A 21,764-nucleotide genomic window follows, 5' to 3' on the forward strand; every position below is an offset into this window, starting at 1 on the left:
TGGCGTTTCTTAGTGCCAGTGACTGACCATACGTAGTGTCAGTGACTGGCGTCAAGTGAGGTCAGCGGCTGACATATGAGGTATTCTTCCTGCGTGCCACGTAGCGGAGCAGAAGCGCGCCGCCGCCTCCGGGAGGCGGCTCTGGAGCTGTACCTGGAGCGCGGGTACGACGGGACGACCACCGCCGAGATCGCCGCCAGGGCCGGCGTCAACGAACGCACGTTCTTCCGCCACTTCCCCGACAAGCGCGAGGTGCTCTTCGACGGCGAGGCCGACCTGCGCACGGCCGTGGTCGAGGCGATGGCCGCGGCGCCCGACGGCCTCGGCCCCCTCGACGTGCTGAAACATGCCTTCCGCGAGGCCCGGCACATCCCCGAGAGCACCCGGCCCTTCGCCGAGCCGCGGCTCCAGATCATCGCCGCGACGCCGGCGCTGCGCGAGCGCGACCTCGCCAAGGGCGCGTCGATGGCCGAGGCCATGGCGGAGGCGCTGCGGAAACGCGGCGTCCCCGAACGGCCGGCCATCCTGGCTGCCCGCGCCGGCTGGGCCGCCTTCCACGAGGCGCTCCAGGCCTGGATCGACGACCCGTCACAAAGCCTGGACGCGCACCTCGTCCAGAGCTTCGACGACCTGCGCGCCCTCTAGGTGCTGCATCGCGTACGAGCGCCACGGACGCCACCGGTCCGCGCCCGAGACGCCCGGGAGGACGACGTCCGGATCGCGCAGGGCACGCATCCTGATCACGGCGGCCGCGCGCTCGGGTAGCCCGGCCGCCTGCTCGGGGTCGGTCTCGATGCCCAGCTCCGCCAGCACTTCGGCGCGGGGAAAGGTACGGGTCACGCCGCCGGCGGGTGCGGCGAGCGGCTTGCCGTACCGGGCGACCAGCTCCGCCAGGCGCTCGGGGCCGAGCAACTCGCGGGCGAGCAGTTCGGCGGCGTCCACCGTGCCGGGGACGCGACGCCCCGGAGCGGCGGCGGCCAGGGGGCCCAGCCGGTGGTCGATGGCCTGCTGGTCGGCGTCCAGGTCGAGCAGGCGGCGGCAGCGGCCCACGGCGGCCTGGAGGTCGCGCAGGTCGTCCAGGCGCAGTTCGCAGGCCACGTGCGCGGGTGCATCCGACAATGTGACGACGCCGGTGCCGTACGGCAGGACCAGCGAGCGCCGGTAGACGCCGTCCACGTACGCGGACATGCCGGGCACCGCCTCCGCGCCCAGCGCCGCCAGCATGAAGGCCACGTCCATCGGCGGCCGGTACGGCAGGCGCAGCGCGATCACGCCGGGCGTGCTCGATCCGGCCCTGGCGCGCAACGCCGTCGGCGTGGTGCCGTACAGCTGCCTGATGGTGTCGTTGAACTGCCGCACGCTGCCGAACCCCGAGGCGAACACGACGTCGCCCACCGGCAGGCCGGTCGACTCCAGCAGGACGCGGGCCGTCTGGGCCCGCTGCGCCCGCGCCAGCGCCTGCGGCGACGCCCCCACCTCGGCGACGAGCTGGCGGTGCACCTGCCGCGGGCTGTATCCGAGCCGGGCCGCCAGACCGGCGACCCCCTCCCTGTCCACGACGCCGTCCTCGATCAGCCGCATCGCCCTGCCCACCAGGTCGGCGCGCAGATTCCACTCGGGGGAGCCGGGGGCGGCGTCCGGCAGGCAGCGCTTGCACGCACGAAAGCCGTTGACCTGCGCGGACGCGGCCGTCGGGAACAGCCGCAGATGCTCGCGTCTGGGCATGGCCGCCGGGCAGCTGGGGCGGCAGTAGATGCGGGTGGTCGTGACGGCGACGAAGACCCAGCCGTCGAAGCGCGGGTCCCTGCTCTCCATCGCCGCGTAGACGGCGTCCTCACCCATCACCCCTCCCAGGGTGCCATGGGCCGCGTGGCCGGGCTGGCGGGCATCGGACGGCGAGCAGGCGACGGCGGCCGATGGCCGCCAGCGCATCGCGGCGCTCGTCGCCAGCCTTGATCGCATGTCGATCGTCACTCACTACCGGCGCCCGCTGTCGGGCCGCGATTTCCGGTTGCTCTGGTTCGGTTCGTCGGTGTCGCTGGTGGGCGACGGGATGACGTTCGTCGCGCTGGCCTGGCTGGTGCTCGCCCAGCCCGGCGGCACCGCCAGGCTGGGGCTGCTGGCCGTGTGCCACACCCTGCCCGTCTTCGTCGGCGGCCTGCTGGCCGGGCCGGTGCTCGACCGGTTCGACAAGCGGCACGTCCTCGCCGCCGACAGCGTGATCAGGGGAGCCGCGATGGCGGCCGTGCCCGTCATGGCGGCGGTGGGCGAGGTGCCTGAGGCGCTGCCGTATGTGGTGGCCGCGGTCTACGGGCTGTTCAAGATGGTGCCGCTGGCCGCGTTCCCCGCGGCCATCCCTGATCTGGTCCGTGAGGAGGACCGTGACGCGGCCAACGCGCTGGAGTCCCTGAGCTTCAGCCTGGCGGGCATGATCGGCCCGGCGCTCGGCGGCCTGCTGATCGCCGGGGTGGGGGCCGAGGCCGTCCTGGCCTTCGACGCGGTGTCGTACGGGGCGCTCGCCGCCTGCGCGCTCCTCGTACGCCGCCGGCTCGCGCCCGCGCCGTCCAAGGCGGGGAGCACGCGGCCGGCCGGGCTGCTGCGCGATCGGGTGCTGGTGGTCACGACCGTGGCGTTCATGGCCTTCAACGTCGCCCTCGGCATGCTGATGGTCGTCGGGCCGTGGCTGGCGAAGACACAGCTGCCCGGCGGGCCGCAGGCGCTGGGGTTCCTGCTCGCCGCCTTGTCGGCCGGTGAGCTGGTGGGCGCGGCGGCGGCGGGTGCCCGATCGCCCGGCTCCCGGCCGCTGCGGGCGATCGGGCTGGTCCAGGCCGTCGCGGCCATGGGTTTCCTCGCCGTGCTGGCCGCGCCGCACCTCGAAGGGGTCGCCGCCGGGTTCCTGGTGATCGGGATGTTCAGCGCGCCCATGACGGTGTGGGCGCAGACCGTGCGGATGGCCCGCATCCCCGCCGAGTGGCGGGGGCGCGGGTTCGCCTGGCTGCGTACGCTCATGCAGGCCACGCCGCCCCTCGGCGCCGCGCTGGTGACGCCGCTGCTCGACGCGGGCAGGCTCGTCCCGGCCGTGCTCGCCATGACAGGGCTCGCGCTCGTGCCCGCCTCCTGGCTACTCCTGCACCGACCAGCGGCCGGTGAACAGCTCATCGCCCGGAGGTGACCCGGGCAGCGGGTCGTGGCCTGGCCGCAGGCCGTCGAGCGCTATCGCGATCAGCCGCCGGCGGGCCTCGGCGGCGGCGGGCAGCAGGTCGTCCCTGCCCTGCTTGCGCAGCTGATCGACCACGGGGGAGCGGCCGAGCTGCTCGATGAGCAGGGAGATGTCGATCGCGGTCACGTCGGCGCGCAGGTCGCCGGACGCGTGCGCGCGGCGTACCAGCTCGTCGAGGAGCTCGTCGCCGCGACGGGACTTCGCGCTCATCTCCTCGGTCACCTCGATGGTGCCGGCGACGGGCGCGAGCGAGCCCTGCCCGAACTCGATGCAGCTGCGGACGAACCCCGTCAGACCCGCCCACGGGTCGGGATCGGCCAGGCCCTGCTCGGCCGCCTCGTTCCAGTGATCGAGGGAAAGCAGGCTGAGCCGCTGGAACAGCTCCTCCTTGGTCTGGTAGCGGCGGTAGAGGCTGCCGACGCCGACGCCCGCCCTGGCCGCGATGGCGGCGACGGACGCGTGGGCGCCGTCCTCCGCCAGCACGTCGCGGGCGGCCTGCAGCAAGGCGTGGTCGTTGCGTTCCGCGCGGTCTTTTCGCGTGCTCATCGTCACGGATCCTAGCAGTTGCGGAGCGATTCGCTCCGCAGTAACGTGCAGAGCGGAGCGAATCGCTCCGCTAGCAGAGGAGGAGCATCATGAACGCCGACATCGAGGCCATCGAGCGGGTCGTCCGCGACGCCGAGGAACTGCAGAGCGACGTGGCAGGGTTCACCGGGCTGCTGACCGAGGAGGTGGCGCTGGTCAACTTCGCCGGCGTCCGGCTGCGCGGGCGTGACCAGGTCAAGGAGGTGATGTCCAAGGCGCTGAGCACGCCGCTGAAGGACGTGCTGACCGAGAACGAGCTGCTCGGCGTGACCTTCCTGCGGCCCGACGTGGCGCTGGCCCACCTGGTCAAGCACGTCAACGACGGGCGGAAGGGGGCGCTGACGTTCGCACTGGTCAAGGAGGACGGCGACTGGCGGATCGCGCTGGCGCAGACCACCCCGATGGTCGCGGCCTGAGCGCGTCAGGTCTCCGTGGCGGTGGCCGCCCGGTGGGCCTCGAGCGTCGGGCACGGCACGCACACCTGGTGATCGCACCGCCGGCACGTGGTGTGCAGGCTGCGCCCGTCGCCGCCGTGACCGCGCAGGATCGTCTCCAGGATGCCGGACAGCTGCTCGCGCTGGGTCTCGCTGAGCGGGGCGAGCAGCGCGGCGAGCGCCTCCTGCCGGGCGGTCAGCACGTCGCCGACCACCTTCCGGCCCTCCGGCGTGAGCGAGACGAGGACGCGGCGCCGGTCGGCGTCGTCGTCGCCCGCGCGGCGGGTCGCCCAGCCCGCCTCTTCCAGGCGGTTGACCAGCCGGGTGGTGCCCGAGTGGGTGAGGAACAACGCCCTGCTCAGCTCGTCGACGAACAGGTCTCCGAACGTGGCCAGCGCGACCAGCCCCGCCCCCAGCGACTCGGACTTACCGGGCAACGCGCTCTGCCAGGCGCGCCGGACGGCGTCCTCGGCCACCAGCGCGGAGGCGCCGTACAGGTTGACCGCTCGCTCCAGGCTCACCGTGCGAGTCTAACGACACGGGGAATCGCCCGTCAGCGCAGGAGCCGGCCGAGCCGTTTGCGGGTCTCGACGACCGGTGTCGTCTCCACGTGGGTGACGGCGGGCAGGGCGGCGACGCCTTCGGTGAGGTACCGGTACGCGTCGTGCGCGTCGGTGCAGAGCACCCTGGCGACCAGGCTGGTCGGGCCGGTGGTGGCGGCCGCGAAGACCGTCTCCTCACGAGGATGTTCAGCAGCCGCAGGTCCTCGGCGTCGCAGTGCGGCAGGCCGGCGCCCGTCACCGCCTCGGGTCCGGGTCCGAGCTGAGCCGCCTCCTCGCACAGTCCCAGGGTAAGGCCCGCGCTCTGGTACGCCCCGGCGGCCGCGTACCCGCCGGCGCCGATGCCGTGACCGGCACCTTGGAGGACCTGCCCGGCGCGTCGTCCGGCATCGACACGGTCTTTCTGATCTGGCCGTTCCTCACCACCGAAGGAGCGCCCGCCGTCGTGGAGACGATCGCCCGCCACGCCCGCCACGCCCGCCGCCTGGTCTACCTGTCGTCGATCGGCGTGGGCGGCGACGAGGAACGCGACGACCCCATCTTCAGGATGCACGCCGGTATGGAACGCCTGATCGAGCAGTCCGGCCTGCCGAGCGCCATGCCTACCGCCTGACCGGCCCCCAGCCGATCGGCCGCCTCGCACCTTCCGCCAGTGGGCCCACGACCACCGCGACCTCTTCCGCTGAGTGGCCCCATGTTAGGGAGCCGCCCTGCGCGGTATATGTGCTTGACGCACGCAAACAATGTGCATCGCCGGCGCATCTGGAGGAGCCCCCATGGCCAGAACATCCCGCCTGCTCACCAGGGAGGACCTGACGCGTGGTGCCTGCCAGGACTGGGTGAGGGAGGCGTACGAGGACTACCGGGCCGTGATCAGCGACCCGGACTTCCCCTGCACCTTCGGCACCACCGCCGAGGCCCAGGGTCACATCCGCTACACCTGGGTGGCCGGCGAGCAGGACCTCGGCGTGCTGCCCCCGACCCTGACCGACTTCATCGCGCTCTCCCGCGCGCACCCGCGCCGCCGCCACCTGCTCATCGCCTTCTTCCCGGACACCGGCGAGCGCGACTTCGCCGCCCACGAGCGGCGGTTCTGGGAGATCCTGCGCCGGTTGCGCGAGCAGGACCCGGAGCCGTGGCCCGCGCACATCCCCAACGACCCCGACCATCCGGAGTGGGAGTTCTGCTTCGCCGGCGACCCCATGTTCGTCTTCCCCTGCATCCCCGCCTACCGGCAGCGGCACAGCCGCCGCATGGGCGACCACTTCCTCATGTGCTTCCAGCCCAGAAGGGTGTTCTTCGGCACCAACCGCGACGACCCGGGCGGGGAGCGCATCCGGCAGCGCATCTACGAGCGGGTGGGCCGCTGGGACGACGTCCCGCCGCATCCCCAGCTGGTCGAGCTGGCCTATGGCGACACGGAGATGCGGGAGTGGAAGCAGTACGTGCTGCCGGACGCCAACGTCCCGCTCGTGGACCGCTGCCCGCTGCAGGAAGGGAGACCGGCGTGACCACGCTCGCGGACCCCGGCACCGACTGCGGCCGGATCTTCGCCACCGGGCGCTGGCAGGACGCCTGGCTGGCCGGCGGGATGGAGGCGACCGCCGCCCACGTCCGGCTGCGGGCCGGCGACGTGCCGGTCACGCTGCAGCTCGTGACGGACTCGCCGCTGTGGCGCGGGTACGAGGGCGACGCGGAGCTGCCGCCCGTGTGGGAGGGCCCGGTGGCGTACCTGTCCACCGTGTACGCCGTCGCCAACCCCCTCAACCAGGTGCCCGACGCGTCGGGGACGGTGGCGCGAGCCCTGGAGATCGCCGGTGAGTGGGACGCGAAGGCGCTGGTCGTCACCAACCTGGAGCCCGGCCCGGCACTGGAGTCCCTGCCACGGCCCGACGCGCTCGTCCGGCTCGACGCCACCTGCCGCCTCCGGCTGGCGGACGGCATGGACGGCTACCTCGACGGGCTGGCCACCTCCCACCGGGGCCGGCTGCGGCGCTACCACCGGCGCGGCGCGCAGGCCGGGCTGACCTACCACGACAGGGACCGCACCGAGGCCGGCCACGTGCTGCCCGCGTTCGCCCGGCTCACCCGCCAGTCCGCCGAGCGGCACGGCACCCCGCCGCTCTACAGCGAGGCGGCGCTGCGGGCGCTGCTGGAGGTGCCCGGTACGCGGCTGCTCAGCGCCGATCTCGACGGGCGGCCGGCCGCCGGGCTGCTGTCCTTCGAGTGGGACGGCTGCCTGGTGCTGTGGGCGGCCGGGATCGACTACGCGCTGCTCAAGACCCATTTCCCGTACTATTTCCTGATTTATGAGGCGATCGCGGCGGCCGCCGAGCGCGGTTGCCGGTGGGTGGACTTCGGGCGCGGCAACCTGGAGTTCAAGCAGCGCCTCGGCTTCCACCCGGTCGATCTGTGGAGCCCGGTCTACCTGCTCGCCCGCAGGCCCGCCTACGCCGGACGGCTGGCCGAGATGCACCGCCGCATCAGCGACTTCCTGGGCAGACCCGGATGAGCGGCCGGGCCGGCGTGCGGTTACGGCTGGTCGCGCTGCTCGGCGCCGTCGGCGTGGCGAACGTGGCGTACACCGTCCTGATCCCGTTCGTCCCGACGCTCAACACGGTCTTCCAGATGAGCGCGGTGCTCATCGGCGTGGCCTTCGCCGGGTTCGCCGCGACCAAGGCGCTCTGCCAGCCGCTCGGCGGCTGGCTCGTGGACCGGATCGGCGGCAGGACCATCGCGATCGCCGGCCTGGCCGTCACCGCCGCGGCCACCGGGGCGCTGGCCGTGGCCACCACCTCCGGCCAGGTGGTGGCCTGCCGGTTCGTGTGGGGGATCGGGGAAGGGCTGGCCATGCCGGCCCTCTACCGGCTCACCGCGCAGCTCGGCACCGAGTCGGGGCACGGCTCCGACCGCACGCTGGGCTGGTTCGGGACGGCGGCGGTGGCCGGGATGACCGTGGGGCCCGGCCTCATCGCGGCGCTGTCCGGGGTGATCGACTTCCGGTCCGCGTTCGCGGGCGGCGCGGTGCTGACGGTGCTGGCCACCGTGCTGGTGGCGCTGGCGTTCCGTCGTACCGGACGGCCCGCACAGCGCCGGCCGAGCGGCGATGCGCCGCGCGCGCCCGCCGAGCGGCTCTCCCGGCTGCCGCTGATCCCGCTCGTCGTCGTGCTCGGCCTGCTCGATCTGGCCAACAACGCGGTGTACGCGGCGCTGGAGCCGCTGTTCCCGCTGCACGGCACCGGGCCGCTCGGGGCGGGGGAGCGGGCGGTCTCGCTCAGCTTCTTCGCCGGGCTGGCCGTCTTCGCCGCCTTCTCCTGGGTGGGCGGCCGGGTCATGCACCTGTCGCGCCGCTTCCCCCTGGCCGCGGCGGTCTTCGCCGTGCAGGCGGCGGCCCTGGCGGTGGCCTGGCTGACCGGCGCGTACGGGGTGTTCACCGCGGCCTTCATCGGGCTCATGGCGGTGCAGCCACTGGTCTACGTCAACATGCGGGCGGTCATCGGACGGCTCGGGGAGGGACGTCAGGGATGGGCGTTCGGCTGGTTCGGGCTGATCTCCGACCTCGGCTGGGTCGCGGGTCCGCTCGTGGCGACGGCCGCCTACCAGGTGTTCGGCGGCGGCAGCTTCGCGCTGCTCGCCGTGGTGGCGCTGGCCGCCTCGGCGCTGGGCGCGGCGGCCTTCCCCTGGCTGCGCGCACCGTTCCTGCAGGACTCCGGGCCGCCGCCGGTGCGCGAGTCCACCTCCGCCTGAGCACGCGAGAACCGGGAGGACGGGCACCGTCCTCCCGGTCTCTCCCGGCCGTCGGCCCGTCAGGCGGGCTTCACCGCTTCGGCCAGGATGTAGTAGCCGAACCGGCTGAACGGCGGCGTCTCGTTCAGCGCCGTCTCCAGCCGCTCGACGATCGAGTAGATGCCGGGGTCGGCGAGGATCTGGTCGGCCATCCACGCCGCGACCACGCAGTTGCCGCGCAGCCGCGCGGGCCGCAGCCCGGCGTCGGAGAACAGCTCCTCCAGCTCGTCGGGGGTGAAGCTGAACCAGGGGGCCTCCCGCTGCTCGCCGTCGCGGGTGCCGGTGAACACCAGGGTCTTGTTGTCGACGTCGGTGATGTCCACCGTCGCGAACCGGTCCGCCCGGGTGAGCTGCTCGAACGCGGCGTTCTTCACCCCGGTCAGGAGGCGCCCGCCGGGCCGCAGCACCCGGGCGATCTCGGCGAACGCGGTCCCCCGCGCCTCCAGCGGGATGTGCATGAGCGCCAGCGTGCTGGTGACGACGTCGAAGCTGTCGTCCGGGTACGGCAGGTCGCACATGTCGCCCTGGTCGAACCGGATGTCGGCCCCTTCCTCCTCCGCCTTGCGCCGCGCGACGGCCAGCATCCCGTCGCAGAGGTCGAGCCCGACGACCTCCTTGGCCAGCCCCGCGAGAGGGATGGTGAGCCGGCCGGTGCCGCAGCCGAGGTCGAGCACGGAGTCCTCGGGACCGACCCGGCCGAGAATGAAGTCGAGCTCGGTGTCGATGAATCTGCGGTCGGCCGGAGTGAGGCCGGGAATGCGGTCGTCGTACTCGGCGGAGATGAATTCGTAAACCTGCCGGATGGCTTCTTTCGGCTGCGTGGTCCGGCCATTGTACGGGCGATGCACGGTTTGCGTCATGCCTTTTTCTCCGGAATTCTGATGCAGGATTGTGCGTACGTTTCATCCCCTGCTTGAGCAGGAGTTATGAGCGCATGCGAGAGCCTGTTCTCCCATGGGGGGAAGGCTTGCGGAAACTGCGCCCGGGCTGACTCGACCTCCTTTCCTGGGGGGTGAGACAACTCCATACCCAGGAATCCCGGATAAAGCGCGGTGGCCTGATGATTTTTTACGCCCGGCGCCCTTCTTGGGAAAGTCCAGGAAGGGCGCGATGCCTTTTACCTCGACTTCTTCACTTTCCGTGAGCGAAGTGGCGAGAAAAGCAGTTGGAGCTTTCCGCCCGCCGCCGCGTCTTGTGGGCATGTACGAGGAGGGGACCGGCCGGATCAAGCTCGCCGTTCAGCCGAAGAAGCGGCCGGACGCCGCGGTGGGCGCCGGGGAGGCGCCCGACCGGACGATCTCCCGGTACCGCCCTGGCGGGGTGCCGAACTCCCGCTCGAAGGCGTGCGAGAGCGCGTACGGGCTGCTGTAGCCGACGCGCTCGGCGATGGCCGCCAGCGTGTCCTTGGTGTCGCGCAGCAGCGAGGCGGCCCTGATCACCCGCCACCAGGTGAGGTACGCCATCGGCGGCCGCCCGACCAGGGCGGTGAACCGGCGCGCCAGCGTGGGACGGGAGACGCCCGCCTCGGCGGCCAGGCGGTCGATGGTCCACGGCGCGGCCGGCTGCGAGTGCATCGCCCGCAACGCGGCGGCCGTCACCGGGTCGCCCAATGCGCTGGGCCAGACGCCGCTGGTGGTCTGGGCCATCCAGGCCCGGATCATGTAGACGAGGAGCAGGTCGAGCAGGTTCGGGAGCGCGATGTGGGAGCCGGGCCGCACCTCGTCCAGCTCGCCGGCGAGCAGGTCGATCGCGGCGCGCAGCTCCAGGTGGGTGCCCACGCGGCTGGGCAGGTGGACGACCTCGGGCAGCTCGGTCATCAGCGGGTGCATGCGGCTGCAGTCGAGCCGGTATTTGCCGCAGAGCAGCTCCGTCGCGCCGTGCCGGCGCGGCTCCGCCGCGGCGAGGCACCGCTCGAACGACACCGCCTTCTCCAGGTCGCCGGGGGAGTCGGCGATCACGTGACCGGTGCCGTGGGGCAGCAGCACCGCGTCGCCCACGTTGAGGCATACGGCGGTGCCGCCGTCGGTGCGGAGCCAGCAGCTGCCCTTGAGGACGATGTGGAAGCCCGCGCCGTCGTACGGGTCCAGCCGCGCGGACCAGCTCCCGTCCATTGCCACCCGATCGAACCGCGGGTGCCCGAGATGAACGGCGGAGATCGCGTCACTGACCACGTCCATCCGTCCACGATATCGCGCGTGATACGCATTCGTATTTATTTGAGCAGAACGAGCATTGAGCGGATCGCCCGCCGCTTCCTAGGGTCGTTGACCATGACGAACGAGAACACGCAGCGCATCATCCTGGGCGACGTCGAGGTCATCCGGGTCCTCGAGTGGCACGTGCCCTTCCTGCCCACCTCCGAGTTCTTCGCGAACGCCGACGACGAGGTGTGGAAGGCCAACGCGGGCTGGCTGGCGCCCGACCACTGGGAGCCCGCTACCGGCCGCATGGTGAGCGCCCTGCAGAGCTGGGTGCTGCGCAGCGGCGGGCGTACCGTGCTGGTCGACACCGGCGTGGGTCGCGACCGCGAGCGGCCCGGCATGGGACCGTTCCACCGGGCCAGGAGTGAGTTCCTCGCCCTCCTGGAGCGGGCCGGCATCCGGCCGCAGGACGTGGACGTCGTGGTCAACACCCACCTGCACGTCGATCACGTCGGCTGGAACACCGTGGACGCGGACGGGCAGTGGGCGCCGGCCTTTCCCAACGCCCGGTACCTCATCCCGGCCGCCGACGACTTCCACTACGGGCCGGACAACGCGTACGGCGGGGGCGTACAGGAGGCGGACCGCCTGCTCTACGAGGACAGCATCGCGCCCATCCACCGCGCAGGGCAGGCGGTGCTGTGGGACGGGCACCACCGCATCGACGACCACCTCACCCTGGAGTCCGCGCCCGGCCACACCCCCGGCTCCGCGGTGCTGCGGCTGGCCTCGGGCGGCGACCGCGCGGTCTTCGCCGGCGACCTGCTGCACAGCCCGGTCCAGATCATCGACCCCTGCCTCAACAGCAACGCCTGCCTGAACCCCGCACAGGCCGAGGCCAGCCGCCACCGGATCCTCGCCCGTGCCGCCGACGAGCGCGAACTCCTCATCCCCGCCCACTTCGGCGGCCCGGGCGCCCTGGAAGTCCAGCGCAACGGCGCCGCCTTCGCCCTCGGCCCCTGGGCGGCCACCTGAGCCCCCGGCCCTGTCCTGAGGCATCGGCCTGGGGCGCGCGGCCCGTGGCCTGAGGCGTCAGCCCGTCGGCTACCTGCCCCTGGTTCGTCGGCCCGTGACCTGGCACGGGCCGACGCCTCCCGCACGCGACACCTCTCGTTCTGGAGATCGTCCTTCATGACCCGCAGCTCAAGAGCCCTCGTCCCGGTGCTCGTCTTCGTGGGCATCGTGGTCTCGGTGATGCAGACCCTGCTCATCCCGGTGCTCCAAGACCTGCCGCGCCTGCTCGGCGCCGGCCCGGACGACGCCACCTGGGTCATCACCTCGACCCTGCTCGCGGGCGCCGTCGCCACCCCGATCATGGGCCGCCTCGGCGACCTGCACGGCAAGCGCCGCATGCTGATCGTCAGCCTCGCGACGATGGTCGCCGGCGCCCTGATCAGCGCCCTGACGAGTGACCTTTACGTGATGATCGCCGGCCGCACCCTCCAGGGCGTCGTGATGAGCGCGGTGCCCCTCGGCCTCGGCCTGCTGCGCGACCTGCTGCCCCGCGAGCGGCGCGACCCGGCGATGGCGCTGCTGAGCTCGTCCATGGGCATCGGCGGCAGCCTCGCGCTGCCCGCCGCCGCGCTGGTCGCGCAGGTCGCCGACTGGCACGTGCTCTTCTACGGCTCCGCCGGCCTCGGCGCCCTCTGCGTCGTTCTCACCCTCCTCGCCGTCCCCGAGTCACGGGTACGCGCGCAGGGCACCTTCGACGTACGCGGCGCGGTGGGGCTGTCCGCCGGACTCGTCCTCCTCCTGCTGCCGATCAGCAAGGGCGGCGACTGGGGCTGGACCTCCGGCGTCACGCTCGGGCTGTTCGCCGCGGCGGCCACCGTCCTCGTCCTGTGGACGGTGATGGAGCTGCGGCTCCCCGCGCCGCTGGTGAACCTGCGCATCTCGGCCCGCCCGGCGGCGCTCTTCACCAACCTGGCCTCGATCATGGTCGGCATGGCCTTCCTGGTCGTCTCGCTGGTCCTGCCCCAGCTCCTGCAGTTGCCGACGAGCACCGGTCACGGGCTCGGGCAGTCCATGGTGGTGGCCGGACTGTGCATGGCCCCGCTCGGTCTGGCCATGATGCTCACGACCCCCGTCCACGCCCGGCTGTCCCGGACACCCAAGGCCGCCCTGATTCTCGGCATGCTCATCATCGCGTCCGGCTACGTCGCGGGGCTCGGGCTGATGAGCGCCGCCTGGCAGAGCCTCGTCGTCACCGCGATCCTGGGCGTGGGCACCGGCCTCGCCTACTCCTCGCTCCCCGCCCTGATCGCCTCGGCCACCCCCGCCGCGGAGACGGGTGCGGCGAACGCGCTCAACACGCTGATGCGGATGATCGGCTCGTCGATCGGCAGCGCGGTCATCGGTACGGTGCTCGCCGGCACCGCGTACCAGCTGGGCGGCGTCACCGTCCCCAGCCTGGCCGGTTTCCGCGCCTCCTTCCTGATCGCGGCGGGCGCGATGGCGATCGGCGTGCTCACCGCGCTCTTCCTGCCGCGTGAGCCGCACCGGCACTCGCGGCCCCGGCACCCGTCAGGGGTAGGGCCTTCCCTACCTCAAGTAGGGGGACGGCGGGCATGATCCGGGCCGGTCGCACGGTGAAGACTCCAGGGGTACGCACGCATCTGAGGAGGCCGTCATGACCGTCACCGAGCCCCGCACCGCCCCCGCCACACCTCCGCCCGTCCTCCGCACCGCCGCCACGCTGTGGCTGGCGGCGGTGGCGTGCGGCGCTTTCGAGGCCGCGCTCATGGTCGTCACGATGCTGTACGACGGCGTCCCGGTGACCGACGTGCTGCCGGGCATGGGGTTCCGGGTGGCCGTGTTCGCGGGGGCGACATTCCTGGCGCTGCGGTTGCGGCGCGGCGCGAACTGGGCGCGCTGGGCCCTCGCCGTCACCCTCGGCGTGTTCGGCACGATCTCGCTGGTCAAGGAGCCGATCGAGTACCTGCTCGCGGGCGGCTCGATCGTCGAAGCCGTGGCCGGTCTGGACGCGGTGGGCTGGGTCTTCGCCGCGAGCCGTGTCCTGCACGTGCTGGCCGTGGCCGGGGCGCTGACCCTGATGTTCCAGCCCCGGGCCAACGCCTACTTCAGGCACGAGCCGGTCTCGACCAGGTGAGGGCGGCGGCCAGGCAGGCGACGGGGATGACGGGCAGCACGTACCGGTGGTCGAAGTCCAGAACCGCGACCGGGCCGATCAGCAGGCCGAGGGACACGGCCCACGGCAGCAGCGCCGCGCCCGGCCGCCGGATCGCGGCAAGCGCTCCCAGCAGCAGGATCGCGGCCAGGAACGGGCCGCGCAGGTAGGCGACGTACTGGTAGGCGATGAGGACGTCCGCGTACGGCGAGACCGACGTCAGGCCCCGGATGTCCGGGTCGTACTCCCGCTTGACCTTGTCGATCAGCGGCTGGTCGGGCAGCTCCCATCGGCCCTCGCCGAAGCCGAAGGCGGGCGTCGTCCGGTCCGGGTGGGGGATCGGCGTCCAGGAGAAGGCGATGGCGGTGTCGCGGGCGACGTTGGCCAGGTAGTCCAGCGGCTGGGCCAGGATCGCCCGCACGGCGAACGCGCGGGCCAGGTCGTTGTGCGCGAACCGGTCGCCGGGCAGCAGGTTGAGCGAGGCCGCCGGTGCCCAGACGTACTCGGAGGCCGCGTCCACCTCGGTGCTGTTCGGGCACAGGCGGGCGATGCCGGGCGGCGGCTGGATGCGGGCGCAGTCGGCGAACGTCATGGTGCGGGCCCACAGGGCGACACCGTCCGCGCCGCTGATCGCGAACCGGCCGTGGTGCTGGGCGTACCAGCCGGCGTAGGCGGCCAGCGGCAGCGCACCCGCCAGTGCCAGCGCCCCCACCGGCCGCCACCCCACCCGCCGCACCGCCAGCACCAGCACGACGAGCAGCAGCAGCGGCAGCGCGATGGTCCTGGTCAGCGCCGCCGCGGCGAACAGCAGGCCCGCGCCGGTCGCCGCCCGTACCGACAACCGCGGCGACCACATGAGCACGGCCAGACCGGCCACGACGAGCAGGATGAACTGGGTGTCGGACAGGATCCCCGTCTCCAGCCGCAGGAACGAGGCGTCGAACAGCAGCGGGACCGTCGCGACCGCCGCCACCCGGCCGGGCACCGACCCGCGGCGCAGCACGGCGTAGAGGATCAGGCCGGTGGCCAGTCCCATCACGTGCTGCACGGCCACGACCAGCTCCACGCTGTGGAACGGCAGCAGGGCCCGCAGCAGCAGCGAGTAGCCGATCGGGTGGAACGAGCCCGACGGGGCCGGGTGCACGGCCATGTCGAGGTAGGTGAAGGAGTCGTACCAGTAGAGGGTGGCGGGGCGGTAGCCGAGCATCGTCACCACCCGCAGCGCGGCGGCCAGGGCCAGCAGGACGGTGAAGAGCCGGTGGCCCGCGAGGGCGGAACGGCGCGGCGACGGCAGCGCCACGCGAGTGTCGGCGAGCACGGTGAATCCGATCGTGTGAGGGCATGCCGAGGAGAACGCACGGCGGCCGGGGAGCCGTGCGATGGGGAGGGGAGCCAGCGGCCGGCCGTACGGGGGGCGTGCGGCCAGGGAGGGCAGTCAGCGGCCGGCCGTACGGGGGGCGTGCGGCCGGGGAGGGGTCAGCAGCCGGCCGGCAGCGGGCGCTCGTCGCCGGGCTTGTCGTCGACGAGCAGGAGGGCCTGGCCGTCGGCGCTCATGACGCCGTCCAGCACGTACCAGTCGTCCGGAGGCGTGAAGCTGCGCTGCCGGCTGTGGGCGGTGTACGACGGGGTGACGCCGCGCTCGCGCAGCAGGGCCGTGACCTCGGCGACGGTCCGGTTGGCGTAGTCCACGCAGTGCAGGGGCTCGCCGGGCATGGCGATCCCGGTCGGCATCGCGTACCGCTCCCCGGGCGTGGCCCGGCGGCCGAGGATGACGCGCGCGCTCTTGTCGAAGCCGACCGGCACCTTGAGACCGACGGGGCAACCGCTGGGCCGCTCGCACGGCCCGGGACCGTCGATGGGCTTGATCGGCCCCTCAGCGGGCACCGGCTCGCCCGACCGCAGCCGGTCCATGTCGTTGATCACGAACAGCTGCCCGGCCTGGGTCGGGGACGTGGCCGCCAGCGTGAGCGTGATGTTGATCCCCCTGGCCCGCAGCTCCCGCTCGTACACCTCGGGCTCGGCCGCCAGGTCCTTGACCGTGATCACGTAGTGGTCGTCCACCAGCTTGATGTCCAGCGCGGCCGACGCGGGCGCCTGCGCGACGCCGAACGACATCAGCGCGGTCAGCGTGGCCAGCACCGGAACGGCCGTCCACCTGCGCAGCCTCGGGACGCTCGGCCGACGGCGGGCGGCGACGGGCACGGCGACGGGTACGGCGACGGGTACGGCCGTGACCTCGTCCAGCAGCTCCCTGGCGATCGGCGTCAGGCCGGGACCGGGGTCGGGCGCGATGCCGGCCACCAGGCGGTCGATCTCGTGCATCACAGAGCTCCCTTCGTCATCGCGACGGCACGCAGGCCGATGCGGGTCACGTCCACGCCTCTCGCCGCCAGTTGCTTGGCCAGCCGTTTCCTGGCCCGGTGCAGCCGCAACCGGGCGTTGCCGCGCGTACAGCCGAGCACGGCGGCGATCTCGTCGGCGCTCAGCCCCTCCCACCCGGCCAGCGCGAGAATCTCCCGGTCGCCCGGGCTCAGCCGGCCGAACGCCTCCCGCACGCCGCGCAGCTCGTCGCCGGGCTGCGCGGACTCCGCCACCCACAAGGCGAGCTGCTGCCCGAGCCGCTCGACCAGCTCACTCCGGCGCGACTCGGCCCGACGGCCGTTGGCGAGCACCCGGCGAGCCACCCCGAACAACCACAGGCGCGCGTCCCGCCCTTCGGGAACGTCGTCGAAGCGCCGCCAGGCGGTGGCGAACGTCTCGGCGAGCGCGTCGGCGGCGTCCTCGGGGGACTCGGTACGCCGCCGGACGTAGGCGAGGATGTCGGCGTAATGAGCAACGTAGATCACCTCGAAGCGCTGCTTACGGTCCACGTCGCCTGCCTTCTTCCGTACGAGTCCGACACCGGGTACTTGTCCGGACCCGCCCGATGGTTTCACCCCGATCATGCGAGTATCGCCCGATGCTGACTGAAGAGCTGGTGGTCGACGCACGCCTGCCCGTCGGGCCGGCGATCTCGCCGGACGGGCGCCGGGTGGCCTACGGCGAGATGCCCGGCAGGACCATCTGGGTGGTGGCCGTGGACGGGGGCGCGCCACCGAGGGAGCTGGGCCAAGGGATCGACCCGAAGTGGTCGCCTGATTCGCGGTACGTCTACTTCCGGACGGAAGGCCAGCTCCATCGGGAGCCGGTCGAAGGCGGCGGCCGAAGATCGTGGAGCGGCGAGGCGGCCGCTTACCTGCCACTCGCCGACCACCACACCGTGGCCGTGCTGTCGCCGGACCCCGGTGAGAGCGACCCGTGGGTGTGGAGCGAGGCCGCGGGCCGGCACCGGCTGCGGCTGCTCGACGTGCGAAGCGGCGAGGTCTACACGCCAGAGGTCTTCCAGGGGCGGCATGTGGCCGAGGTGGCCGAGCGGCCCGGGGGCGGCATGCTCGCCGTACTCACGCAGGAGTCGCCCGACCCCGGCGACCTGAGGCCGCGCCTGCACCTGTTCGACCCGGCCACCGGCGAGACGCGGGAGCTGGGCGCGTGCGCCGTGCCGGCGGGATCGCTCACCTGGTGGGAGGCGGTGGACGGGTGGCACGTCGCCTACGTCGCGACGACGCCACCCGGCCCCGTCGGCGGGAACGCCGTCCTCGACGTCGCGTTGACGGACGGCAAGCACCGGAATCTCACCGAAGGTCTGCCGTTCTGCCCGCTCACCCTCACCTCAGGCGGGCTGGTGCTGGTCGCGGACGGGCTGGACGCGGCGATCCACCGCCTCGACCCGGTCACGCGACGGCTCGCCGAACTCCTGCGGTTGACGGGGCAGGCGTTCTGGCTGACGGCCGACGCGGACGGCGCGACGGTCGCGGTGGCCAGGAGCGAGGCGTACGAGCCACGATCGGTCTTCGCGGGGCCCGTCCAAGGCCCGCTGGTACGGCGCACCGACACCGCACCCGAGCTGCGCGCGATCGGGTGGGGCGCCCAGGAACGCCTGTCCTACCGGGGGCACGACGGGCTGGACCTGGACGGCCTGCTCGTCCTGCCACCTGGCAAGTCCCGCGATGACGGCCCGTTCTCCCTGGTCACGTTCGCGCACGGCGGCCCGTACGGACGCTGGGCCGACCAGTTGCTCCTGCAGCATCACGAACCCGCGCAGTGGCTGGCCGGCGACGGCCACGCCGTCTTCCTGCCCAATCCCCGGGGCGGCCAGGGTCACGGGCACGCCTTCGCGGCGAACGGCACCGTCGGCCGCGAGGAGTGGCAGGACGTGATCACCGGCATCGACCTGCTGATCGAGCGGGGGATCGCCGACCCGGACAGGCTGGGCATCGGCGGCTACAGCCACGGCGGTTACCTGGCCGCCTGGGCCGTCGGCCAGACGGATCGCTTCAAGGCGGCACTCGTCGGCGCGGGGATCAGCGACTGGGGCATGCTGGCCGCGACGGGCGAGTTCGGCCCGTTCGAGGCGGCGCTCGGCGGCAGCCACGGCTGGGAAGGGAGGGGGCCACATCCGCATGACGAGCGCAGCCCCATCTCGTACGCCTCCAGGATCCGTACGCCGGTGCTGATCGTGCACGGCGCGCAGGACACCAACGTCCCGCTCGGCCAGGCGGAGTTCCTGCACCGGGCGCTGCGCTGGTTCGGCGTCGAGCACGAGTTCGTCGTCTACCCGCGCGAGGGCCACGCCATCGCCGAACGGAACCACCGCATCGACCTGCTCCGCCGTACCAGGTCGTGGTTCCGCCGCCTGCGGTGAAGCGCTCACACCCTGGCGTGCGCCCGGCGGGCGGCGGCCAAGGAGGACAGGACGAGGGTGGTGAGCACGCCCCAGTACAGGAAACCGCGGGCGCTGGTGTGCGGCAGGTTCTCGGCGAGGTAGACCAGGCCGGGGAACAGGTGGACGGCGGCGGCCAGCGCCAAGCGGCCGTCCCTGGCGGCGATCGTGGCGGCCAGCACCAGCAGCAGGGCCACCACCTCGAGGCCGGCTCGCGGGACGACCCAGGCCGCTTCCCACGTCGGCATCTGGGTGAGCTGCAGCATCCAGCCGGCCGGCGGGACGAGCAGCCACCACAGGGACCGGGCGGGCATCGTCGCGCCCCGCCGCACGGCCAGGGTCGTGGACACGACCGCGATCACCCAGTACGGCGCGACGGGCGCGAGGTCGCCGAACAGCGGGCCGATGTCGAGCGCCGGGGTGAAGAACCCGCCCGCGATCATGGGCCAGCTCGTCCACAGCGCGGCGAACAGCGCGAGAGGAGCCGCGACCCACATCCAGCCCCGCACGAGCGCCACCGTCAGGACGACGCCCAGCACCGTCCAGACCTCGTAGGCGAAGTAGGGCAGGACGGGAAACCGGGCGAAGGTGAACAGCGCCACGACCAGCGCGCCGAGGTGCAGCCCGTCGGCCCACGGCGGCACGCCGGCCGGACGGGCGGCCCGGACGCGGACGGCGAAGGCGCCGGCGAGGAGATGCCGCGTCTCGCGGAGCGACGGCCGGCGGGAGCCGGGCCGGGCCGCCTCCATCAGCGTGCCGGCCAGCTCCTCGCCGTGTGCGGCGCGGTACTGCTTCGGGTAGGCCCGCAGGAGGCGGCGGTAGCGCCGTTCGAGATCGTCGGTCATGCGCCGGTCGCTCCGCCCGGCCGCAGGACGAGTGCGGCGGCGCGCCGCATCCGCGCCGCCTGAGCCCGGACGGCGTGCACGCCGTCGTCGGTGATCCGGTAGTAGCGCCGCGGCCGCCCGTTGACGGTCTCCTCGCGGTCGAGCCGCACCCAGCCGGCCTCGGAGAGCCGGTCGAGCGCGCTGTACAGCGTGCCGACGGCGAGGTCGACCTCGCCGAGCGACTTGGTACGGGCCCGTTTGATGATCCCGTATCCGTGCAGCGGCTCCTCCATCAGGGCGGCGAGGATGAAGTACGTCGCCTCGGTCATCCCGATCACGTACGGACTATATATCGGCGGTCGAAGTATTGTCAGGCGGGCTGGCCCAGGGGGCGGATGGTCAGGGTGTTGAGGTCGACGCCGGGTGGCTGGTCGAGGGCGAAGCAGATGGCTTCGGCGATGGGCTGGGGTGGCAGGGCGAAGGGCGGGACGTCGGCGCCGCCCCAGAACGGGGTGTTGATCATGCCGGGGTTGACGAGGGTGACGCCGACCCCCCGGGACGTGGCGAGCAGGCGGAGGTTCTCGGCGAGCCCGGTCGTGGCCCACTTGGTGGCGGAGTAGAGGTTGCCGGGGGAGTTCTTCAGGCCGGCGACGCCGATGAGCACCAGCCGCCCGCCGCTGGCCTCCAGGTGGGGGAGGGCGGCGTGCGCCAGCAGGGCGGGGCCGAGGACGTTGGTGAGGATCATCGGCGCCCACGACGCCGGGTCGCCGGCTCCGATGGAGTCGCCGGACATGAACCCGGCGTTGGCCACCGCCGCGTCGAGGGCGCCGAAGTGCGCCACGGTCTGGGTGACGGCCGACTCGGTGTCGGCCCAGTCGGCCGCGTCCGCGACGAGACCGAGCAGCCGGTCGGGGTGCCCCGCCTCGTCGAGGAACGTCTTCAGCCTGCTCTCGTCGCGGCCGGTGACGGCCACGCGGTGGCCGCGGTCGAGGAGCGAGCGCGCGGTGCGGGCGCCGATGCCGCTGGTGGCGCCGGTGATCAGTACGGTCTTGCCGGTCATGGTCAGGGCTCCTTGAGGTGAGGATGACACCTTCATGGAAGCGGCGCCGTCCGAGGGGGCCAAGGTCGCCTTTATGGGGGGTACGAACGCAACCTCCCTGGCGGCGGGACCACGGTTACGGTGGAAGCATGGAGGTCCCCGCCGACAACCGGTCGGACATCCGTGATTTCCTCGTCAGCCGGCGCGCCAAGCTCGCCCCGGAGCGGGTCGGGCTGCCCGCCGGCGGGCGCAGGCGGGTTCCCGGCCTGCGGCGCGAGGAGGTCGCGGTGCTCGCCGGCGTGAGCACCGAGTGGTACACCCGGCTGGAGAAGGGGCACATCGGCGGCGTCTCCGAGAGCGTGCTGGAGGCGGTCGCGCAGGCGTTGCGGCTCGACGAGGACGAGCGCACGTACCTGCTCGATCTGGCCAGGGCGGCCCGCCCGGCCCGCCGCAGGCCGCGGCGCCGCAAGGACGTCGCACTCCCGCCCTCCGTCCAGTGGATGGTGGACTCCATGACCATGGCCCCAGCCCTCGTCCGCAACGGGCGGCTGGACATCGTCGCGAGCAACGCGCTGTGCAGGGCCGTGTACGCGCCCATGTTCGCCAGCGGCACCACCGCCGACCGGGGCCGCGCCAACTTCGCCCGCTACCTCTTCCTCGATCCCGGCTCGCAGGGCTTCTTCGCCGACTGGGAGGACGGCGCCAAAGCCACGGTCGCGGTGCTCCGCGCCGAAGCCGGCCGCGAGCCGCACGACCAGGCCCTGCGCGAGCTCGTCGGCGAGCTGTCCACGCTCAGCCCCGACTTCCGCGCGATGTGGGCCGGTCACGACGTCCGCATCCGTCACGAAGGCGACAAGCGGCTGGACCATCCCGAAGCCGGCCGCCTGGAGATGACGTTCCGGCACCTGGACCTGCCGCTGCCGCAACGGGCCGTCCACGACCTGATCATCTATACGGCCGAGCCCGGCACCCCCACCGAGGAACGCCTCAAGCTTCTCGCGAGCTGGACCGCACCTACCGGCCGAAGGTGAAAGGTCCAGGTGTCACGCATGATGTGCCACCTCACGAAGCAGGTGGGTGGAGCGGGCGTGCCGCGTCCGCCCGTACGGTTCGACCAGATCAACGGCGGTACGCCCACCGGCATGGACCGGCCGATGGGCGCGGACGGCCTGCGGCTCATCCTCCCCCTGGGCGGCCATCGCGTCGTCGTAACCTGAGAGACGGAACAG

At 72.8% G+C, this 21,764-nt stretch carries 25 protein-coding genes; 13 read left to right on the top strand and 12 right to left on the bottom strand.

Features of this window, described 5'->3' with window-relative positions; genetic code table 11:
* Positions 1–93 precede the first annotated feature (93 nt).
* Positions 94–645, top strand: coding sequence for a TetR/AcrR family transcriptional regulator (locus ACFFR3_RS48270; RefSeq protein ID WP_379485380.1), 552 nt, complete (start codon positions 94–96; stop codon positions 643–645).
* Here ACFFR3_RS48270 and ACFFR3_RS48275 read toward each other — a convergent pair.
* The gene (locus tag ACFFR3_RS48275; protein ID WP_379485381.1) at positions 589–1,962 is read right to left on the bottom strand and encodes an AlkA N-terminal domain-containing protein; all 1,374 of its coding nucleotides are present in this window, start codon (positions 1,960–1,962) and stop codon (positions 589–591) included. The two genes, ACFFR3_RS48270 and ACFFR3_RS48275, sit on opposite strands and share 57 nt — an antisense overlap.
* On the opposite strand from ACFFR3_RS48275, the gene ACFFR3_RS48280 reads away from it, so the two are divergent.
* Positions 1,961–3,172: an MFS transporter gene (locus ACFFR3_RS48280; RefSeq protein ID WP_379485382.1), complete on the top strand. Its 1,212-nt coding sequence runs from the start codon at positions 1,961–1,963 to the stop codon at positions 3,170–3,172. The genes ACFFR3_RS48275 and ACFFR3_RS48280 overlap by 2 nt on opposite strands.
* Here ACFFR3_RS48280 and ACFFR3_RS48285 read toward each other — a convergent pair.
* Entirely contained in the window at positions 3,122–3,766 is a 645-nt protein-coding gene (locus ACFFR3_RS48285; RefSeq protein ID WP_364375046.1) for a TetR/AcrR family transcriptional regulator, read from the bottom strand. The two genes, ACFFR3_RS48280 and ACFFR3_RS48285, sit on opposite strands and share 51 nt — an antisense overlap.
* A gap of 89 nt (positions 3,767–3,855) precedes the next feature.
* On the opposite strand from ACFFR3_RS48285, the gene ACFFR3_RS48290 reads away from it, so the two are divergent.
* Positions 3,856–4,221, top strand: coding sequence for an SgcJ/EcaC family oxidoreductase (locus ACFFR3_RS48290; RefSeq protein WP_345406382.1), 366 nt, complete (start codon positions 3,856–3,858; stop codon positions 4,219–4,221).
* A 5-nt stretch (positions 4,222–4,226) separates the two neighbouring features.
* Here ACFFR3_RS48290 and ACFFR3_RS48295 read toward each other — a convergent pair whose 3' ends face one another.
* Both ACFFR3_RS48295 and ACFFR3_RS48300 read right to left on the bottom strand, forming a co-directional pair.
* Entirely contained in the window at positions 4,227–4,760 is a 534-nt protein-coding gene (locus tag ACFFR3_RS48295; RefSeq protein WP_364375049.1) for a MarR family transcriptional regulator, read from the bottom strand.
* Positions 4,761–4,792: 32 nt separating this feature from the next.
* Positions 4,793–5,080: an Lrp/AsnC ligand binding domain-containing protein gene (locus ACFFR3_RS48300; protein WP_345406385.1), complete on the bottom strand. Its 288-nt coding sequence runs from the start codon at positions 5,078–5,080 to the stop codon at positions 4,793–4,795.
* A gap of 65 nt (positions 5,081–5,145) precedes the next feature.
* Between ACFFR3_RS48300 and ACFFR3_RS48305 the strand changes: the two genes are divergently transcribed.
* From ACFFR3_RS48305 to ACFFR3_RS48320, 4 genes are all read left to right on the top strand, one after another.
* The gene (locus tag ACFFR3_RS48305; RefSeq protein ID WP_345406388.1) at positions 5,146–5,412 is read left to right on the top strand and encodes an SDR family oxidoreductase; all 267 of its coding nucleotides are present in this window, start codon (positions 5,146–5,148) and stop codon (positions 5,410–5,412) included.
* Positions 5,413–5,575: 163 nt separating this feature from the next.
* Positions 5,576–6,310, top strand: coding sequence for a YqcI/YcgG family protein (locus ACFFR3_RS48310; protein WP_364375055.1), 735 nt, complete (start codon positions 5,576–5,578; stop codon positions 6,308–6,310).
* Positions 6,307–7,311: a GNAT family N-acetyltransferase gene (locus tag ACFFR3_RS48315; RefSeq protein ID WP_379485383.1), complete on the top strand. Its 1,005-nt coding sequence runs from the start codon at positions 6,307–6,309 to the stop codon at positions 7,309–7,311. Before ACFFR3_RS48310 ends, ACFFR3_RS48315 begins: the two co-directional genes overlap by 4 nt.
* On the top strand, positions 7,308–8,546 hold the full coding sequence (locus ACFFR3_RS48320) for an MFS transporter (protein WP_379485384.1): 1,239 nt from the start codon (positions 7,308–7,310) through the stop codon (positions 8,544–8,546). The genes ACFFR3_RS48315 and ACFFR3_RS48320 overlap by 4 nt, the downstream gene beginning before the upstream one ends.
* A gap of 59 nt (positions 8,547–8,605) precedes the next feature.
* On the opposite strand, the gene ACFFR3_RS48325 is transcribed toward ACFFR3_RS48320, so the two are convergent.
* Positions 8,606–9,445: a class I SAM-dependent methyltransferase gene (locus ACFFR3_RS48325; protein WP_364375061.1), complete on the bottom strand. Its 840-nt coding sequence runs from the start codon at positions 9,443–9,445 to the stop codon at positions 8,606–8,608.
* Between the two features lie 378 nt (positions 9,446–9,823).
* Positions 9,824–10,762, bottom strand: a complete 939-nt coding sequence (locus ACFFR3_RS48330; RefSeq protein ID WP_379485385.1) for an AraC family transcriptional regulator — start codon at positions 10,760–10,762, stop codon at positions 9,824–9,826.
* A 93-nt stretch (positions 10,763–10,855) separates the two neighbouring features.
* Between ACFFR3_RS48330 and ACFFR3_RS48335 the strand changes: the two genes are divergently transcribed.
* The 3 genes from ACFFR3_RS48335 (at position 10,856) to ACFFR3_RS48345 (ending at position 13,895) form a co-directional block, all read left to right on the top strand.
* Complete coding sequence (locus tag ACFFR3_RS48335; protein WP_379485386.1) at positions 10,856–11,761, top strand: MBL fold metallo-hydrolase; 906 nt, start codon at positions 10,856–10,858, stop codon at positions 11,759–11,761.
* Between the two features lie 156 nt (positions 11,762–11,917).
* The gene (locus tag ACFFR3_RS48340; RefSeq protein ID WP_379485387.1) at positions 11,918–13,357 is read left to right on the top strand and encodes an MFS transporter; all 1,440 of its coding nucleotides are present in this window, start codon (positions 11,918–11,920) and stop codon (positions 13,355–13,357) included.
* Positions 13,358–13,415: 58 nt separating this feature from the next.
* The gene (locus ACFFR3_RS48345; protein ID WP_364375071.1) at positions 13,416–13,895 is read left to right on the top strand and encodes a hypothetical protein; all 480 of its coding nucleotides are present in this window, start codon (positions 13,416–13,418) and stop codon (positions 13,893–13,895) included.
* Here the strand turns inward: ACFFR3_RS48345 and ACFFR3_RS48350 are convergent.
* From ACFFR3_RS48350 to ACFFR3_RS48360, 3 genes are all read right to left on the bottom strand, one after another.
* Positions 13,867–15,231 carry a hypothetical protein gene (locus tag ACFFR3_RS48350; RefSeq protein WP_379485388.1) on the bottom strand — a complete coding sequence of 455 codons (1,365 nt, stop codon included), beginning with the start codon at positions 15,229–15,231 and terminating at the stop codon, positions 13,867–13,869. The genes ACFFR3_RS48345 and ACFFR3_RS48350 overlap by 29 nt on opposite strands.
* A 158-nt stretch (positions 15,232–15,389) precedes the next feature.
* The gene (locus ACFFR3_RS48355) at positions 15,390–16,235 is read right to left on the bottom strand and encodes a hypothetical protein (protein ID WP_379485389.1); all 846 of its coding nucleotides are present in this window, start codon (positions 16,233–16,235) and stop codon (positions 15,390–15,392) included.
* Positions 16,235–16,783: an RNA polymerase sigma factor gene (locus ACFFR3_RS48360; RefSeq protein WP_345406421.1), complete on the bottom strand. Its 549-nt coding sequence runs from the start codon at positions 16,781–16,783 to the stop codon at positions 16,235–16,237. Before ACFFR3_RS48360 ends, ACFFR3_RS48355 begins: the two co-directional genes overlap by 1 nt.
* A gap of 89 nt (positions 16,784–16,872) precedes the next feature.
* Here ACFFR3_RS48360 and ACFFR3_RS48365 point away from each other — a divergent pair, with 89 nt between their 5' ends.
* Positions 16,873–18,654, top strand: coding sequence for a S9 family peptidase (locus ACFFR3_RS48365; RefSeq protein WP_379485390.1), 1,782 nt, complete (start codon positions 16,873–16,875; stop codon positions 18,652–18,654).
* Between the two features lie 5 nt (positions 18,655–18,659).
* Here the strand turns inward: ACFFR3_RS48365 and ACFFR3_RS48370 are convergent, their stop codons facing one another.
* Genes ACFFR3_RS48370 through ACFFR3_RS48380 form a run of 3 tightly spaced genes read right to left on the bottom strand, consistent with a single transcriptional unit; the run spans position 18,660 to position 20,556 of the window.
* Complete coding sequence (locus ACFFR3_RS48370; protein WP_345406427.1) at positions 18,660–19,517, bottom strand: hypothetical protein; 858 nt, start codon at positions 19,515–19,517, stop codon at positions 18,660–18,662.
* A complete protein-coding gene (locus tag ACFFR3_RS48375; RefSeq protein ID WP_345409862.1) occupies positions 19,514–19,825 on the bottom strand; it encodes a PadR family transcriptional regulator in 312 nt (103 codons plus the stop codon). Before ACFFR3_RS48375 ends, ACFFR3_RS48370 begins: the two co-directional genes overlap by 4 nt.
* A 41-nt stretch (positions 19,826–19,866) precedes the next feature.
* The gene (locus tag ACFFR3_RS48380) at positions 19,867–20,556 is read right to left on the bottom strand and encodes an SDR family oxidoreductase (RefSeq protein WP_379485391.1); all 690 of its coding nucleotides are present in this window, start codon (positions 20,554–20,556) and stop codon (positions 19,867–19,869) included.
* A gap of 128 nt (positions 20,557–20,684) precedes the next feature.
* Between ACFFR3_RS48380 and ACFFR3_RS48385 the strand changes: the two genes are divergently transcribed.
* Together ACFFR3_RS48385 and ACFFR3_RS48390 are read left to right on the top strand one after the other, a co-directional pair.
* Positions 20,685–21,566: a helix-turn-helix transcriptional regulator gene (locus ACFFR3_RS48385; protein ID WP_364375088.1), complete on the top strand. Its 882-nt coding sequence runs from the start codon at positions 20,685–20,687 to the stop codon at positions 21,564–21,566.
* Positions 21,567–21,575: 9 nt separating this feature from the next.
* A complete protein-coding gene (locus ACFFR3_RS48390; RefSeq protein ID WP_364375091.1) occupies positions 21,576–21,752 on the top strand; it encodes a hypothetical protein in 177 nt (58 codons plus the stop codon).
* Positions 21,753–21,764: the final 12 nt, after the last annotated feature.

It is taken from the genome of Nonomuraea salmonea (genome assembly GCF_042428605.1).
GTDB lineage: Bacteria > Actinomycetota > Actinomycetes > Streptosporangiales > Streptosporangiaceae > Nonomuraea > Nonomuraea salmonea.

What these genes read in the sequence shown, in the direction of transcription:
- ACFFR3_RS48280 (WP_379485382.1), top strand. Translation starts at nt 1,961, where the DNA reads ATGTCGATCGTCACTCACTACCGGCGCCCGCTGTCGGGCCGCGATTTC.
- ACFFR3_RS48275 (WP_379485381.1), bottom strand. Translation starts at nt 1,962, where the DNA reads ATGCGATCAAGGCTGGCGACGAGCGCCGCGATGCGCTGGCGGCCATCG.
- ACFFR3_RS48285 (WP_364375046.1), bottom strand. Translation starts at nt 3,766, where the DNA reads ATGAGCACGCGAAAAGACCGCGCGGAACGCAACGACCACGCCTTGCTG.
- ACFFR3_RS48290 (WP_345406382.1), top strand. Translation starts at nt 3,856, where the DNA reads ATGAACGCCGACATCGAGGCCATCGAGCGGGTCGTCCGCGACGCCGAG.
- ACFFR3_RS48310 (WP_364375055.1), top strand. Translation starts at nt 5,576, where the DNA reads ATGGCCAGAACATCCCGCCTGCTCACCAGGGAGGACCTGACGCGTGGT.
- ACFFR3_RS48320 (WP_379485384.1), top strand. Translation starts at nt 7,308, where the DNA reads ATGAGCGGCCGGGCCGGCGTGCGGTTACGGCTGGTCGCGCTGCTCGGC.
- ACFFR3_RS48325 (WP_364375061.1), bottom strand. Translation starts at nt 9,445, where the DNA reads ATGACGCAAACCGTGCATCGCCCGTACAATGGCCGGACCACGCAGCCG.
- ACFFR3_RS48330 (WP_379485385.1), bottom strand. Translation starts at nt 10,762, where the DNA reads ATGGACGTGGTCAGTGACGCGATCTCCGCCGTTCATCTCGGGCACCCG.
- ACFFR3_RS48335 (WP_379485386.1), top strand. Translation starts at nt 10,856, where the DNA reads ATGACGAACGAGAACACGCAGCGCATCATCCTGGGCGACGTCGAGGTC.
- ACFFR3_RS48340 (WP_379485387.1), top strand. Translation starts at nt 11,918, where the DNA reads ATGACCCGCAGCTCAAGAGCCCTCGTCCCGGTGCTCGTCTTCGTGGGC.
- ACFFR3_RS48345 (WP_364375071.1), top strand. Translation starts at nt 13,416, where the DNA reads ATGACCGTCACCGAGCCCCGCACCGCCCCCGCCACACCTCCGCCCGTC.
- ACFFR3_RS48355 (WP_379485389.1), bottom strand. Translation starts at nt 16,235, where the DNA reads ATGCACGAGATCGACCGCCTGGTGGCCGGCATCGCGCCCGACCCCGGT.
- ACFFR3_RS48365 (WP_379485390.1), top strand. Translation starts at nt 16,873, where the DNA reads ATGCTGACTGAAGAGCTGGTGGTCGACGCACGCCTGCCCGTCGGGCCG.
- ACFFR3_RS48370 (WP_345406427.1), bottom strand. Translation starts at nt 19,517, where the DNA reads ATGACCGACGATCTCGAACGGCGCTACCGCCGCCTCCTGCGGGCCTAC.
- ACFFR3_RS48375 (WP_345409862.1), bottom strand. Translation starts at nt 19,825, where the DNA reads ATGACCGAGGCGACGTACTTCATCCTCGCCGCCCTGATGGAGGAGCCG.
- ACFFR3_RS48380 (WP_379485391.1), bottom strand. Translation starts at nt 20,556, where the DNA reads ATGACCGGCAAGACCGTACTGATCACCGGCGCCACCAGCGGCATCGGC.
- ACFFR3_RS48385 (WP_364375088.1), top strand. Translation starts at nt 20,685, where the DNA reads ATGGAGGTCCCCGCCGACAACCGGTCGGACATCCGTGATTTCCTCGTC.